Origin of the sequence: Roseovarius sp. (assembly GCF_048262375.1) — a bacterium.
Taxonomy (GTDB): domain Bacteria; phylum Pseudomonadota; class Alphaproteobacteria; order Rhodobacterales; family Rhodobacteraceae; genus Roseovarius.
Window position 1 is genome coordinate 66,083 of record NZ_JBLXFE010000016.1, and the last position, 16,232, is coordinate 82,314.

At 59.1% G+C, this 16,232-nt stretch carries 14 protein-coding genes, 1 tRNA gene and 2 pseudogenes; 9 read left to right on the forward strand and 8 right to left on the reverse strand.

Annotation, left to right across the window (positions count from 1 at the left end; genetic code table 11):
* Nucleotides 1-100: 100 nt before the first annotated feature.
* Nucleotides 101-262 (forward strand): hypothetical protein, encoded by a 162-nt coding sequence (locus ACN0SW_RS15540; protein ID WP_417728844.1) that lies wholly within the window; start codon nucleotides 101-103, stop codon nucleotides 260-262.
* A gap of 290 nt (nucleotides 263-552) precedes the next feature.
* On the opposite strand, the gene ACN0SW_RS15545 is transcribed toward ACN0SW_RS15540, so the two are convergent.
* Nucleotides 553-2,379 carry a S8 family serine peptidase gene (locus tag ACN0SW_RS15545; RefSeq protein ID WP_417728845.1) on the reverse strand — a complete coding sequence of 609 codons (1,827 nt, stop codon included), beginning with the start codon at nucleotides 2,377-2,379 and terminating at the stop codon, nucleotides 553-555.
* Between the two features lie 191 nt (nucleotides 2,380-2,570).
* Between ACN0SW_RS15545 and ACN0SW_RS15550 the strand changes: the two genes are divergently transcribed.
* Together ACN0SW_RS15550 and ACN0SW_RS15555 are read left to right on the forward strand one after the other, a co-directional pair.
* The gene (locus tag ACN0SW_RS15550) at nucleotides 2,571-2,747 is read left to right on the forward strand and encodes a hypothetical protein (protein ID WP_417728858.1); all 177 of its coding nucleotides are present in this window, start codon (nucleotides 2,571-2,573) and stop codon (nucleotides 2,745-2,747) included.
* Nucleotides 2,720-3,152 (forward strand): annotated as a pseudogene (locus ACN0SW_RS15555) (hypothetical protein); the annotation flags it as partial. The gene ACN0SW_RS15550 and the pseudogene ACN0SW_RS15555, both read left to right, overlap by 28 nt.
* A 151-nt stretch (nucleotides 3,153-3,303) precedes the next feature.
* Here ACN0SW_RS15555 and ACN0SW_RS15560 read toward each other — a convergent pair.
* Nucleotides 3,304-4,209, reverse strand: a complete 906-nt coding sequence (locus ACN0SW_RS15560) for a LysR substrate-binding domain-containing protein (protein ID WP_417728859.1) — start codon at nucleotides 4,207-4,209, stop codon at nucleotides 3,304-3,306.
* A 145-nt stretch (nucleotides 4,210-4,354) separates the two neighbouring features.
* Here ACN0SW_RS15560 and ACN0SW_RS15565 point away from each other — a divergent pair, with 145 nt between their 5' ends.
* Genes ACN0SW_RS15565 through ACN0SW_RS15575 form a run of 3 tightly spaced genes read left to right on the forward strand, consistent with a single transcriptional unit; the run spans nucleotide 4,355 to nucleotide 6,645 of the window.
* Nucleotides 4,355-4,786, forward strand: coding sequence for a DoxX family protein (locus tag ACN0SW_RS15565; protein WP_417728846.1), 432 nt, complete (start codon nucleotides 4,355-4,357; stop codon nucleotides 4,784-4,786).
* A gap of 59 nt (nucleotides 4,787-4,845) precedes the next feature.
* Nucleotides 4,846-5,667: a 4,5-DOPA dioxygenase extradiol gene (gene ygiD / locus ACN0SW_RS15570; RefSeq protein ID WP_417728847.1), complete on the forward strand. Its 822-nt coding sequence runs from the start codon at nucleotides 4,846-4,848 to the stop codon at nucleotides 5,665-5,667.
* A 12-nt stretch (nucleotides 5,668-5,679) separates the two neighbouring features.
* Complete coding sequence (locus ACN0SW_RS15575; RefSeq protein WP_417728848.1) at nucleotides 5,680-6,645, forward strand: glutathione S-transferase family protein; 966 nt, start codon at nucleotides 5,680-5,682, stop codon at nucleotides 6,643-6,645.
* 62 nt (nucleotides 6,646-6,707) lie between these two features.
* Here the strand turns inward: ACN0SW_RS15575 and ACN0SW_RS15580 are convergent.
* From ACN0SW_RS15580 to ACN0SW_RS15590, 3 genes and pseudogenes are all read right to left on the reverse strand, one after another.
* Nucleotides 6,708-7,325 (reverse strand): annotated as a pseudogene (locus ACN0SW_RS15580) (transposase).
* A gap of 940 nt (nucleotides 7,326-8,265) precedes the next feature.
* A tRNA-Gln gene (locus ACN0SW_RS15585) sits at nucleotides 8,266-8,340 on the reverse strand.
* A gap of 128 nt (nucleotides 8,341-8,468) precedes the next feature.
* Nucleotides 8,469-8,972 carry an SH3 domain-containing protein gene (locus ACN0SW_RS15590; protein ID WP_417728849.1) on the reverse strand — a complete coding sequence of 168 codons (504 nt, stop codon included), beginning with the start codon at nucleotides 8,970-8,972 and terminating at the stop codon, nucleotides 8,469-8,471.
* A gap of 103 nt (nucleotides 8,973-9,075) precedes the next feature.
* Between ACN0SW_RS15590 and ACN0SW_RS15595 the strand changes: the two genes are divergently transcribed.
* Genes ACN0SW_RS15595 through ggt form a run of 3 tightly spaced genes read left to right on the forward strand, consistent with a single transcriptional unit; the run spans nucleotide 9,076 to nucleotide 12,999 of the window.
* Nucleotides 9,076-10,062 carry a 2-hydroxyacid dehydrogenase gene (locus tag ACN0SW_RS15595; RefSeq protein WP_417728850.1) on the forward strand — a complete coding sequence of 329 codons (987 nt, stop codon included), beginning with the start codon at nucleotides 9,076-9,078 and terminating at the stop codon, nucleotides 10,060-10,062.
* Between the two features lie 39 nt (nucleotides 10,063-10,101).
* Nucleotides 10,102-11,214 carry a THUMP domain-containing class I SAM-dependent RNA methyltransferase gene (locus ACN0SW_RS15600; protein WP_417728851.1) on the forward strand — a complete coding sequence of 371 codons (1,113 nt, stop codon included), beginning with the start codon at nucleotides 10,102-10,104 and terminating at the stop codon, nucleotides 11,212-11,214.
* Between the two features lie 12 nt (nucleotides 11,215-11,226).
* The gene (gene ggt / locus ACN0SW_RS15605; protein ID WP_417728852.1) at nucleotides 11,227-12,999 is read left to right on the forward strand and encodes a gamma-glutamyltransferase; all 1,773 of its coding nucleotides are present in this window, start codon (nucleotides 11,227-11,229) and stop codon (nucleotides 12,997-12,999) included.
* Nucleotides 13,000-13,090: 91 nt separating this feature from the next.
* Here ggt and cueR read toward each other — a convergent pair whose 3' ends face one another.
* The 3 genes from cueR to ACN0SW_RS15620 form a co-directional block, all read right to left on the reverse strand.
* Nucleotides 13,091-13,477, reverse strand: coding sequence for a Cu(I)-responsive transcriptional regulator (gene cueR / locus ACN0SW_RS15610; RefSeq protein WP_417728853.1), 387 nt, complete (start codon nucleotides 13,475-13,477; stop codon nucleotides 13,091-13,093).
* Entirely contained in the window at nucleotides 13,474-15,933 is a 2,460-nt protein-coding gene (locus ACN0SW_RS15615; RefSeq protein ID WP_417728854.1) for a heavy metal translocating P-type ATPase, read from the reverse strand. Before ACN0SW_RS15615 ends, cueR begins: the two co-directional genes overlap by 4 nt.
* 53 nt (nucleotides 15,934-15,986) lie before the next feature.
* Nucleotides 15,987-16,232: hypothetical protein (locus ACN0SW_RS15620; protein WP_417728855.1), on the reverse strand; the 246-nt coding region annotated here is incomplete at its 5' end.

Consider the following 16,232-nt stretch of genomic DNA (forward strand, 5'->3'; position numbering starts at 1 on the left):
GCATTGTCATTTGTGGATGGTCGCTGTTTGCAAGAGTTTTCGTTGTCGTTTTGATCTTTTTGCGTAGCGGTCAGTTGTCCGACCTGTTCTCACGGCGTAAATGCCGCTGGCCCGGATGAAGCCCGAGAACTGGATCGCTATCAAGTTGCTGGGCTATGACGTTCTGGCAATGCCGTCCAAGCTGCTCTCGCTCTCTGGTGAGCCGATCAATGAGCCGGTGGGCGGTGGTCTTAGGTCTGTCCGCAATGAACAGCGAGATTGAAACTTGTCAGGCCGTCGCAGAGTTGCAGTCGGGCCATCTTCAGATTTCTCGCCGTGATTTCATGTGTGCCTGCCGCCAATCGCGGTCGGCCCCGCTACTTTTCAGCCGGACCGCCAGAGCATAGGATTTTTCAAGGTTCTCCCCGCTTGAACACTGCTACGGCCTGCCCGGACAGGGGCCGCTGTCGGTTGATCGGGGGTGCAGAGCCACATCATGAACACAAGCCGACCGGAATAAATACGCCTGCCCAGGTTTTCCGGACCGGCGTATTTCAGTCCTGTAGCGCCCCATCAGGGCTTGTTGATAACGATGCTCGCGCCATCGGCTTCAAACGTGACTGAGCCGACATTCTTGCGCATGCCTGAAAGGGTCGACGTGCATTCGCCCGTTGCGGTTGAACAATCACCGCTCGCGCTGCCGCCATTGCTTATCCACTGCGGTTGGATGGTGAAATTTGCCACGTCGCCCGCCTCGCATTTAAGGGCATCAACTGTCGCTATCCATGTCGAACCTTGACTGGCTGAACTGCCGGTCAGGAAAACCATATCGGCAAGTCCGTCACAGCTGTCAGGCGTTCCGGTAGTACTGTCGCTGCTGACCGTCACAGTGGTTGCGGTTTCAGCGCTCAGCCCGCCATCGTCGGTCACGGTCAGCGCAACACCATAGCTGCCATCGCCCGAATAAGTATGAACGGGGCTTTGCTCGGTCGAGCTCGCCCCGTCGCCAAAGCTCCATTCCCAACTCACGACATTGCCGTCACTGTCGGTTGATTCATCGGCAAAGCTGCATTCCAGACCCGTGCAAGATGCGGTGAAGGCCGCCAGCGGCGCTTCATTGCCCGTTCCGACTGCGCCGTCGCTGACAATCAGTGCCGGAGTATAGGCTGCGTTGCGGATATCCAGTAGTGGCTCAAGAAGGCCATCGCCCGAGTCGTCCACCCAATTGAAATTGGCAGTGTTCAGCAGCGTGCTGCGAATCTGCGCCGGGGTGCTGCCGTTGCTGGCCAGTAGCGCGGCAGCGCCCGCCACATGCGGTGATGCCATCGAGGTGCCGCTGATCGATGCATAAGAGCCTTGCTCAAGCGGATAGGTCGACAGGATGCACACTCCGGGGGCGGCGATATCTACTGTCGAACCCCAGTTGCTGAAATCTGCGAGCGTGTCATCCTGATCGACACGGCAGGTCGGGGCGCCGAACCCGCCGGGGGTACCATCGAAATCGGCCAAAGCCGACACGGTGACTGCTGCGGGTGCGTTGGCCGGGGTATGGCCCGCAGCATCCACATCGCTGTTGCCAGCGGCCACGACGACCGTAACCCCGGCATCAACGGCATTTTGAACTGCGGTATTCATTGCTGCGCTGGTTCCGGCACCGCCAAGGCTCATGTTAATCACTTCAATGCCACCGTGTGCGACGACCCAGTCGATACCGGCGATGATCCCTGACAACTCACCGGATCCCTGGCTATCCAGAGCCTTGACCGCCCATAGACGTGCGCCAGGCGCGATACCGACAACCCCGATTCCGTTGTCGTAGGCACCTATTGTTCCTCCGATATGCGTGCCGTGGAAATGGTCATCATCGCCGCCAAGGCTGTCATCGCAGAAATAACTGCGCGCCCAAGGCGGACCGCCCGCTTCAGATTGATTACAATTGGTTCCGCCAACAACATTCAGGTCGGGGTGTTCATAGTCGATGCCCGTGTCGATCACGGCTACATCCACATCGACAACGAAATCATTGGTCCCGTCGATATCCAGCGCCGCTTCGTTGGTAAAGCTGCGCTTGATGCCTGTTGGTATTTCCTGCGAGGTCTCCTGGAAAAGGCTCACGGGGCGGTCCTTCTCGACAAAGGCGACTCGCGGATTGCTTTCCAGTGCGGCGACTGCCGACGGCGGAATTGATATCGAGAACCCCTGCAATGCCTCGTTATAAACGTATCCAACCCGGCCACCTGTGCGGTTCGCAGTCCCTTGCGCCACCTCTGCGGGGGCGCCCGAACCGGGGTGCAGAACGACGATATAGTGTTCAACCGGCACGCCCTGCGCCCAAGTTGTTGCGGGCAGAAGTGCCGAGGCGAGCAAAGCTGTGGAAAATCTCTTTGTGGAAAAAGTCATATGGTGTTCTCCTATTGGTCTAAAATCCACAGGACGACCCCCTGCTGCAGAGCCAGGAGATAAAATTCAGTCCATAAAGAAAAACACCGCAGCGTTATCATTACAAATAGATCATGGTTTTATTATGAATTTGTTGCGCTATTCGCGTCAATTGCGGTGCGGCTGATGATTTTGACCCATGTCGGAAACAACTGGCTCGGCCCCCCGGGTATCACGCCACGCGCGACCTTGCGGGCGGCTTCTGTCACCTTAACAATTCGGCGCTTGCCGCAGAGTTGGCGGCCTCTGAAGGTCGGCGGGTCGCGATCCTCGATCTGGATGTGCATCACGGCAACCGCCCGATAACTCGGTCATCGACGACTGGGTAAAAGCGGAAGCGGCTCAGGCTGGGTGCCTCGCAAGGGTGGCTGGACGTGTGGGTGCGCTGGATGAACGATTGCTGCGCGGCCCAGAGTGCTGTCGGCATAGACTGGCTCTGATTGAGGCGGCAGACCTCAGCTGGTTTGCGGGTGATCGGGTGAGTCCAGATCGGCTGGCACTTTGGATTTCCATGCGATTGTCAGGTCTGCAGGATGATCTAAATATACTAGCCCGGATTGGATGGGTTGTTCGTCGCCTGACGGGTGGTCCGGGCCTGATGGCTGGACGTAATAGCTTTGGCAGCCGATCTAAACCCAATCACGCGTGCCCGCATGGGGTTTCCCCTCTGGAGCCTAGCGGGTCACGGGCAACATGGCCGAAGTATCGACGGGCGCACGTCGCGCTGCCGCCTGGGGAAACCTTGCGTGGATAGAGGCGCAGGACCTGATTGGCGAGGTGACTGGACAAAGCCGCTTCCGAATGTGGCGCGCTTCACTGTAGGCCTTTGGTACAAGATATCCGGTAAACAGCGGGCATCGATCATGGCGAGCGGCCTTTTCTTGGTCAAAGGCCCTGCATCAGGCTTGCCGTCTTAATATCGTCCAAAGCGAAATCGATCAGTGCGCGAACCTTGCGAGGCAGGGTCCGACCTTCCAGATAGACTGCGCCGACCGAACCGCTTTCGCATTGGTATTCATCGAGGAGTGTGACGAGTTCGCCGTCGTTGAGGGTGCCACGCAAGGCGAAACTTGGCACGTAGGCGAGGCCAAGACCATCGGCCGCCAGTTCCACGGCGGCGGTGGCGGAATTGACATGAAAACGACCAGTCACATTCACAATCGTCTCGACACCGTCTTTGTGAAACATCCAGCGACGCGGGTTCCGTCGGTTCGTGTCAACAATACACGCATGGTTTGAGAGCTCTTCCGGTGCCTTAGGGGCGCCGTGTCGCGAAAGATAATCCCGACTTGCCACCAGGACACTTCGGAACTCACCGAGGCGGCGGACCTTGAGTGAGGCCTGGTCGAAATGACCGAGCCGGAAAGTCAGATCGAGGCCTTCGGCCGCGAGGTCGAGATACCGATCGTTGAGCCTCAGATCGATCAACACCGCAGGATGAGCGGCCGCGAAGCGCGCAAGCATGCCCACAACGTAAATTTCTCCGAACGTGATGGGTGCGGAAACGCGCAGTGTCCCGGAGAGTCCTTTCGATCCCTCGGCAACCTCGCTCAGGACGGCGTCGAAATTTTCCAGAAGTTCGGGTGCCCGCGCAAGAAGATTTTCGCCTGCTGGCGTCAGGCCAACCTTGCGTGTGGTGCGCTGGAACAGGCGAACGCCGAGACGTGCTTCCAGTTCGGCGACGTATTTGGAGGTTAACCGGTTCGAGATACCCATCTGGCCCGCAGCTGCGGTGAACGATCCCGTTTGGGCCGTGGCGACGAAGGCGCGGATCTGGTCGAGGAGGTCCACAGCTCTATTCAGAACAAAATGAAGATAGTCATTCCATAACATCTCTATTTTATTGATGGTGTTCAAGCCTTAGGTTGCGGGCATCAGAAAAAATCCGTCACTTGTGTAGACAAGTGGCGTGACCAAATCCCAAGGAGCGACTGACATGTCCACCAATTCTGAAACTAACAGCACGGATTATGCGGCCTTTGTCCTTCGGGTCACAAGCGGCGTGGCCTTTCTCGCCCATGGTTGGCTGAAGGTAAGCGTATTTACCATCCCCGGCACCGTGGCCTTCTTCGAAAGCCTCGGTTTACCTGGGTTCTTCGCCTATCTGACCATTCTCGCCGAATTGGGTGGTGGCCTGGCACTGATCCTCGGCGTAGGCGTCCGCGCCGTCTCGATCCCGTTGATCGCGGTCCTGCTTGGGTCGCTCTGGGCGCATTTAGGCAACGGCTGGACCTTCTCGAACTCAGGCGGTGGTTGGGAATTCCCACTGTTCTGGGCACTTATCCAAACTGTGATCCTGATGCTTGGCGCGGGTGCCTATGCACTACGTCTGCCGGTACTTGACCGCATCCTCGGCAAGTTCGCCTGATCTCAGCTTAAGCGACCGGATCGTCAAGTGGCGATCCGGTGTGACCCGGGATACTCATAATGCAAATCCACAGCCTGCAAAACGTCCGTGACCGCTTCGCACGCTCTGACCGGCTACCGGTTGTTTTTCTCGGCCATGGCAGTCCGATGAATGTAATTGAGGATAATGCCTACAGCCGCTCTTGGTCCGCGCTTGGCAAGAGTCTCCCGCGCCCCAATGCGATTCTCGTGGTGTCGGCCCATTGGATGACCCAAGGTTCCACACTGGTTGACATCTCGGCGATGCCGCGCACGATCCACGACTTCTACGGCTTTCCCCAGGCCTTGTTTGATCAGCAATACCCGGCACCCGGCCAGCCTGACCTCGCACGGGACGTTGTCACACTGCTGAAGAGCCACCGGGCGCAGGAAGATGACCGCTGGGGGCTCGACCACGGGGCTTGGGCCGTCTTGAAGTTTCTTTACCCGGAGGCCGATGTGCCGGTTTTCCAGGTCTCGATCGACATGAGCCGCGGGCTTGGTCACCATCTCGAGGTTGGTCGAACACTGTCCGAATTGCGCGACCGTGGCGTCCTGATCCTCGGTTCGGGCAATGTCGTCCATAATCTGCGTGCAATGCGACGGGGCGGCCAACCGCTCGACTTCGCCCTGGAATTCGATGCGCTTTTTGCTGACCGTCTTACGGATCGGGATTTCGCCGCGCTTGCGGATGCCGAAGGGCTGGGCGCGCTTCTTTCTGCGGCCCACCCGACGGTGGATCACTACCTGCCCGCGCTTGCTGTTGCCGGCGCATCTGATGCGCGCGACGACCTGATGTTTATGACCGATGCCATTGATCTTGGATCTGTGTCGATGCGTTCGTTCATCTTTCACGCGAATTGAGGAGAGGGAATCATGCTTGTCGACGGAAAATGGATGGAAAAGTGGCAGCCGGTTCAAAAGGCGGACGAGAGGGGGCGCTTCGTACGCCAGGTCTCGAGCTTTCGCAGTTGGATCACGCCGGATGGCCGTCCGGGCCCGACAGGTGAGGGCGGTTTCGAGGCCGAGCCGGGGCGTTACCGGCTTTATGTCGCGCTAATTTGCCCATGGGCGTCGCGGACGCTGATCGCGCGCAAGCTGAAGGGCCTTGAGGAGATGATCGAGGTGACGGTGGTGAACCCGATCCTGACCGATCAGGGGTGGCGTTTTGGCGGCTTTCCCGGCGCGGACGAGGACCCGCTGTTAGGCGCGCGCTACATGCACGAGATCTACACCCGCGCCGATCCGCATTTTACCGGACGCGCGACCGTGCCGGTCCTTTGGGACATGAAGCGGGACGTGATGGTGAACAACGAAAGCGCCGACATACTGCGCATGCTCGACACCGCCTTCGAGCATCTCGTGCCGTCGGATATTCGGCTCTATCCCAAGGCATATGCGGCGGAGATCGATGTGCTCAACCCGCGCATCTATGATCTCTTGAACAACGGCGTCTACAAGGCCGGGTTCGCGACGTCGCAGGCCGCCTATGACGAGGCGATGAACGGCATCTTCGCGACGCTCGACGAACTCGAAAACCGGCTGACCGGCAATTTCCTGATTGGTGACACGCTGACGGAAACTGATCTGAGGACCTTCGTCACGCTGATCCGGTTCGATGCGGCCTATCACGGTCTCTTCAAGACCAACCGTCGGGCGATCCGGGACTACCCGCGGTTGTCGGCCTATCTCGTGCGCATGCTGCAAGTCCCCGGTATTCGTGAAACTATAGACATGGAACATATTCTGCAGGGTTATTATTCGATCAAGGCGCTCAATCCTCTGGGTGTGATACCGAAGGCACCTGAGCATGTGCAGCTGCTTTTTGAGCAATCGAAGTAGGGGACGAACAAAGTGTTGGACCATTCACAACTATCAGTAGCAAGCTTCTTGCAGATTTGAATCTAACGCGTCCGAAGTTTGATGTTCTGAGGTGCGCCTAGTTTCCTAGACACCTGCCTCGTCCAGTTTTGCTGTCTTGCTTCGAAGTAAACGGGCGACAGCATGCCGTTGTTCGTGTGTTTGCGTTTGGGATTGTAGAACATCTCGATGTATTCGCAGATGTCCTGCCTTGCGACGTCGCGTGTAGGGTACGGTAGCCATAGACGTTGCCGCTGTCGCCCCAAGCCTGTCGGATCAACTCTGTCTGCCGTTCATCGTCCTGCGTGCGCTGGCTTAACGGTTCTTTAAGCCATGCGTAAAAGCCGCGGACGTGGACCATCAGCACGCGGCACATTGACGTCACCGAAAACTCGCAGCGATGAGCCCGAATGAAACCATACTTCAACGGGACTCTCGCGCGAAGTATGTTGCGGCCTTTTTTAATATATCGCGCTCCTCTGTGACGCGGGCCAGTTCCTTCTTCACCCGACGTAGCTCGATGGCCAGATCCGCCTCCGCCTCTCGAGCCTTGGCAGGCTTCGCAAACTTCGCCTTCCATGTGTAAGCGACTTGGTGCTCACACCCAGCCGCTCCGCCACTTCGCTGACCGCATAGCCGCTACCGATCGCCAACGACTGGATGGGGTGGGATGAAGCGCCCGAGGAGAGAAGGGCAGATTACGCTGAGGTGAGGCGGCTCAAACCTACGCGTGGCTCTCTGGAGTGCCAGGCAATGTTCGAGGCGGGGAAGGGGAGAATCGATGAGGACTCAGTAATCGGACAGCAGAAGCCGCAGCGGTTGAAACCTGCTATACCATTGGCATTTGAGTCAACCAGCGGATCTGATCACAAGCAACAATCAGTTTCGCGTTACAGAAGGACCAATTTATGCTTTCTTAAAATATAACTGGTCAACTTGGAAAGTTATCAGGAATGGAAGAACACCCTTCTCGCCTAAAGAGTAAACCTGACAAGCGAAGATGCACCCGTTGCTATGCGACCGGTCGATTACCGTGCGAGATTTGCGGCGGCAGGGGCGAAGTGATTGCGGGACGCGACCCATTCGGTAATACGAAATATACTCGGTGCAGTGGTTGCTTTGGCTCGAAAACAATGCGTTGTAGAAACTGCGGCGGCGAAGGATACGTCTAGTTTTTTCCTGAGAGCCGTCCGCTAAACAAACTGCCCCACACCTCCGCCACCACCCGATTGACCTCGGGATGGTCGGACCAGCGGTGAACGTCCAAAGGGCGGGAGTGGTGCGGGTCGATGCGTGCCATGGTGACTTGTAGCATCCCACCTGTTCTGTCCTAGGTCTTTTTTCCATCTTTGGGGGACATGAACAACTACCTATTCTTGGCCTGACACCCTCTGACCCCTCTTCCCATTACTTATCCGTAATACCGGAAGCGTTCTCCATACTAACCCCAATTGCCGGACTATCTCTGAGGCCGCCGCGCCGGATGAGCCCACGCCGTATCACCCGAGCCACCCGAGCCACCCGGTAGCGGGGGCATAAAAAGGGGCACTCTCGCGCTGAACACAGCCCGAGCGGCTCATCAGATCAAGGATCGGGAGGACTTGGCTGGGGTGGTAGGATTCGAACCTACGATACACGGTACCAAAAACCGATGCCTTACCACTTGGCTACACCCCAACGTGACGCGCTAATTACTCTGGACCTTGACGCGGTTCAAGAGTGCTTGACAAAAAAAACGTCGGCATTCCATATTGATAGTCTATGTAATTGAAAAAGCGTCTTAATCTTCCGGCCTTGTAGCTGCGTCATTCGAATGTTTCGTCGGCCGTGATGCCCCAGAGCGCTGATTTCGGAGCCCAACCGTCATATCCTGCAGCGGAGACCGCGCACCAGTCGGGCTGGCATTCTTCGACTCGAGCTATAACACCCTGTTCCAGTCTGGCGACAATCAGGGCGCTCGGCTCAGGCTTGGCCAGCAGGTCCAGCATCTCAATTTCGACACTTGCCGTGCGCGCGCCTGACAAGAGCGTGTAATGCACCCATCCGCCCACTCCGTCTCTGTCGCGCACCCGCCGCCAGTGGCCATGTTCGGCGGTAATCTCAAGCGGCATGTCACGGCGCTTGAAAATCCAGTCGATGCGGTGCGTCAGACTGGGGCCACGGCGCACATTGCCTTCTGAGGCCTTCATCGACACAAAGCGTGGCAAGGGCAGGTTTGTTACTGGTCCACGCTCTTCGGCGATGGCCGCCAGAGGGCCTAAACATATCAACGCAACAAGGGCCACAAGGCCTGATTTTAGCGACGTCATTCGAATTCTGCCCGACAAATTGCATGGGGGTTCTTGTGCCCCGCTCTTTCCTGAGCCACTCTGGCAGCAACGCGCCTGAAAGGAAAGTTTTAAGGAGGGCTTCATGCCATCTGCACGCCTGAGTGTTGTCGTTACGCGACGTTTGCCCGAACCTGTTGAGGCGCGGATGCGCGAACTGTTTGACGTCCGTCTGCGCGAGATCGACGTTCCCATGACCAGAGAGGAGCTGGCCCGTGCCGTCAAAGAGGCTGACGTGTTGGTGCCAACCCTGTCGGACCGGATTGATGCCAGCCTGATCGCACAGGCCGGGGATCGGTTGAAACTGATCGCCAATTATGGCGCGGGGGTAGACCATATCGATGTTGGCACGGCGCGCCAGCATGGCATTCTGGTGTCGAATACGCCGGGTGTTTCGGCGGATGACACCGCTGACATGACCATGGCGCTCATTCTGAGTGTCACGCGCCGCCTGCCCGAGGGATTGGCGATGATGCAGTCGGGCGACTGGCAAGGCTGGTCGCCAACCGCTTTGCTCGGGGGGCGTGTTGCCGGGCGACGTCTGGGCATTCTCGGCATGGGACGGATCGGTCAGGCGGTGGCGCGGCGTGCTGCGGCATTTGGCATGCAGGTGCATTATCACAACCGACGCCGCTTGCGTCCCGAGATCGAAGAGGCGCTGCAGGCCACCTATTGGGAAAGCCTTGATCAGATGGTTGCGCGGATGGATGTGCTCAGTATCAATTGCCCTCACACCCCCTCGACCTTTCACCTGATGAATGCGCGGCGTTTGAAGCTGATGAAACCCGACGCGGTCATCGTCAACACCAGCCGGGGCGAAGTGATCGACGAGAATGCGCTTACCCGTATGCTGCGGGCCGGAGAGATATCGGGCGCGGGCCTTGATGTTTATGAGCACGGTGCCGAAATCAATCCGCGCCTGCGCGAACTGAAAAACGTGGTTCTGCTGCCGCATATGGGGTCGGCTACGGTCGAAGGCCGGATTGAGATGGGTGAAAAGGTGATCATCAACATCAAGACCTTTGATGATGGTCACCGACCACCTGATCAAGTCGTTCCGGCGATGCTGTGACCGCTCGCCTTTGGCCGTAATTTGCCTTACGACGGCGCGATGAGCCAGCCGCAGCCTTTTGAAATCTTCCTCGCCGCCCTGCCCGGGCATGAAGACGCCCTTGCCGAAGAGGCGCGTGAGCACGGGTTTGGTCCGGTCACGGTCCTGCCCGGTGGGGTGAGCTTCATGGGCACATGGCCCGATGTCTGGCGTGCCAATCTGGTGCTGCGCGGGGCAGGACGTGTGCTGGCGCGGATCGGATCGTTTCGTGCGTTTCATCTGGCTCAGCTCGACAAACGTGCGCGCAAGTTCGACTGGGCCGCGTATCTGCGCCCGGATGTGCCGCTGCGTGTCGAAGTCACCTGTCGCAAGTCGAAAATCTATCATGCAGGCGCTGCCACTGAGAGGATCGTCAAGGCACTCACCGAGACGCTTGGCGTGCAGGTGCAGGACGAGGCCGCACTTCGTCTTATGGCGCGGATTGAGGACGATCTGGTGACCTTCAGTCTGGATACTTCGGGTGAGCCGCTGCATCGGCGTGGTTATAAGGAGGCCGTGGGCAAGGCCCCAATGCGCGAGACCTTGGCGGCGCTCTTTTTGCGGCAATGCGGTTATGATGGGCGCGAACCGGTGCTCGATCCGATGTGCGGTTCGGGCACATTCCCCATTGAGGCGGCAGAAATCGCCGCAGGCTTGAAACCTGGCCGGGCGCGGTCCTTTGCGTTCCAGGATCTGGTGGGGTTTGATCCCGCCGTCTGGGCAGCGATGAGCGGTCCCGTCAGCCCCCGCGAAACGCCCCTGCGCTTTTTAGGCTTTGACCGTGACGCAGGTGCGGTCCGGATGGCGACCGAGAATGCCATGCGTGCCGGGGTGGAGAGCATTACGCAGTTCACCTGTCAGCCGCTCTCGGCACTGACGCGGCCTGAGGGCCCGCCGGGATTGGTGATGATCAACCCGCCCTATGGTGCGCGGATCGGGAATCGCAAGCTGCTCTTTGGCCTCTATGCCAGTCTGGGCGAGGTGCTCATGCGCGAGATGCGCGGCTGGCGCGTTGGCATCGTCACAAGCGACGCTGGGCTAGCCAAGACCACGGGCCTGCCCTTCTTGCCACCGGGGCCACCGGTGGCGCATGGTGGGCTCAAGGTGACGCTCTGGCGTACTGATCCGCTGTAGGGAGAGAGTTTCATGCGCGCGCTCGTTCTGGCTTTGGGGATGATCTTTTGCGGTCCGGTTCCGGCGCAGCAGGCGGCAGACTTGGTTGCGCCCGAAGGGGCCGGGGCAGGGGTCTTGCAAGTGCCACCCATGCTTGCAACCTCACAGACGGCCAAGGACGCAGGCCTCCCGGCCGTTGCCTCAAACTGGATGATTGTCGCTGCGCACCCTTTGGCAGTAGAGGCCGGGGCAAAGGTGTTGGCGGAGGGCGGCACCGCTGCGGACGCGATGGTTGCGGTGCAACTGGTGCTGGGTCTGGTTGAGCCACAAAGTTCTGGCCTGGGCGGTGGGGCATTTCTGGTCTGGCATGATGGCGCGACAGGAGAGATCACCACATTGGACGGGCGCGAAACAGCGCCGCTTGCCGCGACACCAAGACTCTTTCAGGATGAGGACGGTCAACCGCTGCAATTCTTTGATGCGGTAGTGGGAGGGCGATCCGTGGGTACGCCCGGAACGCCGGCACTCTTGGCTGAGGCGCACGCCCGCTGGGGCCGCGCCGATTGGGCGGGGCTGTTCGCGGATGCGATCCGATTGGCAGAGGACGGATTTCCGGTTAGCCCACGTTTGGCCGGACTGGTTGCCGAGGATGCTGACCGCCTAAAGATTTTTACCGAAACCCGCGACTATTTCCTGCCGGGCGGCATGCCGATCAAGGCAGGTCAAGCCCTGCGCAATCCGGACTATGCCGAGACCATGCGCCTGCTGGCCTCTGATGGAGCCTCGGCGTTTTATACTGGCGAAATGGCGCTAGATATCGCGGAGCGGGTCCAACGCTCGGGGCATAGGTCAGGCGTGCTTAGCCCGCTTGATCTGGCGATTTACAGGGTCAAGGAGCGCCCCGCCCTTTGCACGCCGTATCGTGGCTATGAGGTTTGCGGCATGGGCCCGCCCTCGTCGGGGGCGAGTACCTTGGGGCAAATTCTGGGGATGCTCCAGCCGTTTGATCTGGCGGCGCTCGGTCCCAACAGCCCTGAGGCATGGCGACTTATTGGTGATGCCAGCCGTCTCGCCTTTGCTGACCGGGGTCGCTATCTGGCGGATAGCGATTTTGTTCCCGTGCCGCTCAAAGGACTGCTTGCGCCCGGATATCTCAAATCCCGCTCTGATCTTTTGCGGGGCGATGATGCCTTGCCAGAGGTGGTGCCGGGCAAACCCGAATTCGAACACGCGCTCATCTGGTCTGATGATCAGTCACTGGAATTGCCTTCGACCTCGCATATCTCGATCGTTGATGCCTATGGCAACGCGGTGTCGATGACCACGACCATCGAGAACGGCTTTGGTTCGCGCCTTTTGGTCAGGGGGTTCCTGCTCAATAACGAATTGACTGATTTCTCATTCGCCACCCATGCGAATGGCGTGCCGATTGCCAATGCGGTGGCTCCGGGCAAGCGCCCGCGCTCTTCTATGGCACCGACGATTTTGCGCCGTGATGGTCAACCGGCGCTGATTCTGGGAAGTCCGGGCGGCAGTCGAATCATTGGTTATGTGGCGAATGCCATCATCGCTTGGGTGGATTGGGGTATGACGGTTCAGGAGGCGGTCAGCCTTCCGCATCTTGTGAATCGTTTTGGCCCCTATGACATGGAAGCCGCAGCCGCGCCGCTGGCTGGTCCCCTGGCGGAGATGGGGTTTGACGTGCGCGAAACAGATCTAACCTCTGGTCTGCATGCGATCGAGCGCGGAACGCGCCTGTTTGGTGGGGCTGATCCGCGCCGCGAAGGGCTCGCCTTTGGCCAGTAAAGATCTGAGTGTTTGAGCCCGAGAAGAAACGGCTGTCGTATTCTTCTTGCCAAAAATCCTATGGGCGTTGCCGGGATGTCGCTCTGCCGTTTCACCCCTCGGCCAGATCCCGCAGGATCGGGCAATCGGGGCGGGCGTCACCGGCGCATTCCCGCACCAGATGGCGCAACGTTGCTTGCATGGATTGCAACTGTGCGATCTTGTCTTCGATCTGCGCCAGATGTTCCTCTGCCAACTTTTTGACATCCCCGCTGGCGCGGTCCTGATCCTCATAGAGCGCCATGAGTTTGCGGCAGTCTTCGATAGAAAAGCCTAGTGCACGGGCACGGCCCAAGAAAGCAAGTTTGTGAATGTCACTTTCGCGAAAGACACGATATCCGTTGGTCTCCCGCAGTGGGTGAATAAGCCCGATGTCTTCGTAGTAGCGGATGGTCTTGGCCGGAAGACTGGTTTGCTGTGACACCTCGGAGATATTCATGCTGCCTTCTCCATCACCGGGCGCAGGCCCTTGAGGCGCAGCGCATTGGACAGAACAAAGACCGACGAGAGCGCCATTGCCCCCGCCGCCAGCATAGGCGAGAGCATCATCCCTGTTGCCGGATAGAGCGCCCCGGCCGCCACCGGGATCAGCGCAGCATTGTAGGCAAAGGCCCAAAACAGGTTTTGCCGGATGTTGCGCAGGGTACGATGCGAGAGATCGAGCGCATTTACAACGCCAGTCAGGTCGCCAGACATCAGCACCACATCCGCCGCTTCAATCGCCACATCGGTACCAGTGCCCACCGCAATGCCCACATCGGCTTGCGCCAGCGCAGGCGCATCATTGATACCGTCGCCGACAAAGGCGAGGGTGCCAAATCGTTCTTGCAATGCCTGCACCGCCGCAACCTTGCCATCTGGCAGAATTTCGGCCTCGACGTGATCGATTCCCAGGTCGCGGGCGATTGCTTGGGCCGTGGCCTTGCTGTCCCCGGTGATCATGGCGGTTCTGACGCCCTTGGCGTGCAACGCTGCGATGACAGATTTGCTCGTCGGTTTGACCGCATCTGCAACGCCGAAGATCGCCACCAGACGTCCATCAATCGCCATGTGAATAGCTGTTTGCCCTGCCTCTGCAAGAATTTGCGCGGCCCCAGCCAATGCGTCGATCTCGATCCCTTCACGCGTCATCAACCGCAGTGCGCCGATGACCACAGTGCGACCCTCGACCTCTGCAATCAGCCCATGTCCGGCAATAGCCCGAAACCCCGTAGCTGCTGGCACGCTCAGGTGCCTGCGCGCCGCCTCTGACTCGATTGCACGGGCGATGGGGTGTTCTGACCTGACCTGTGCCGCAGCGGCGCAGCGCAACACGTCATCCTCGGTCTGCCCCTGTGTTATGGCGATCTTGGTCACCTCTGGTTTGCCGCGCGTCAGCGTTCCAGTCTTGTCAAAGGCGATCACGCGTACATCATCCAACCGTTGCAATGCCTCGCCTTTACGAAAGAGCATGCCCAGTTCTGCAGCCCGTCCCGTGCCCACCATGATCGAGGTGGGCGTCGCTAGCCCCATGGCGCAGGGGCATGCGATGATCAGCACCGAAACCCCGGCCACCAGCGCATTGGTCAGGACCGGGGCCGGGCCAAAGACCAACCAGATCGCAATCGCCAGCAGGGCAATCGCGATTACGGCCGGCACAAACAGCCGCACGACCCGGTCTGCCAAGGCCTGCACTGGCAGCTTGGCACCCTGCGCTGCCTCGACCATGGCGACGATCCGGGCCAATACCGTGTCGCGTCCTACGGCCGTCGCGCGAAAGCTGAGCGCGCCAGCGCCGTTGATCGTTCCACCCACGACCGTATCGCCAGGGCCCTTGGCTACGGGCGTCGGCTCGCCCGTAATCATGGATTCGTCGATATAAGAACTGCCTTCGATGACCTCGCCATCAATCGCCACTTTTTCACCGGGACGGAGATGCACAAGATCCCCAAGGGCCACGTCTTCGATCGGGAGGTCTGCAATCTGACCTTTGCGTTCAACGCGCGCCGTCTTGGGCTGCAATCCGATCAGCCGCTGGATCGCGGCGCCCGTGCGCCCCTTGGCGCGCGCCTCAAGCCAGCGGCCTGCAAGGATCAGCGTCACGATCACTGCGGCGGCCTCGAAATAGACTGCGCGCGTTCCCTCTGGAAGCAGCATCGGGAAAAACAGTGCGACAGCGGAATAGACCCAAGCCGCCGAAGCGCCAAGCGCGACGAGCGTGTTCATATCCGGTGCGCCCTTGTACAGTGCGGGGAGGCCCAAACGGTAGAACTGACGTCCGGGCCAGAGCAATACCAGAGTGGTCAGGGCGAATTGCACCGACCACGATGTACCCATGCCGATGGTCCCCATGATCAGATCATGCAGACCGGGAATCACATGGCTACCCATTTCAAGAGCGAAGACCGGCAAAGTCAGCAGACCCGCAATCCAGACCTGTCGGTGTGCATGGTCAATCTCTGCCAGACGTCGCGCGGCTTGATCATCGCCGCTCTGCTCTTTGATGCGTGCGGGATAGCCCGCTTCGGTGAGCGCGCGCGCAAAAGTGCGCGCATCGGTGCTGCCCGACAGATAGCGGACATAGGCGGTCTCATTCGCCAGATTGACCTGAGCCTCGAGCACGGCGGGCTGGGCCGTAAGCGCCCGTTCGGCGCGGCTCACACAAGACGCACAGCTAAGCCCGGTTATAGTGAGGGTGACTGTCTCTTCACGTGCCGGGTAATTGGCAGCACGCAGAGCATTAGCAATATCCGTCGCGCGTGCCCCATCCAGCAACATCTGTGCCTGTCCATTGGCAAAATTGACTGAGACATCGCGCAGGCCTGTGACGCCGGAAAGCGCGCGTTCAGCGCGACCGGCACAGCCCGCACAGTTAAGCCCCTGCACCTCGATTCTCAATTCTGACGACTTGGACATGATGATTCCTTTGCTTTACTGCCCTGCAGATAGGGCTTCCAGTGACTGGAGGGTCAAGGGTTGATGCTCAAAACGTAGGAAAACAGGGCGATTTGCGAAAAAAACAGGCCGATCAAAGAAAAATTCATTTTTCTGTAAAAAAGCCCTTGCGACTCTCCGAGCTCAGCCGTAAATACCCCTTCACCGGCGCTGCTGAGGCGGCTGACTGGGACGCGGGACGGACTGGGGCGGATGCTTCGGGTTGTAACGCGGGACGGAATTTGGAGGTAGGATCGGCGGGTTGCGCTAGGTAGGTTAGC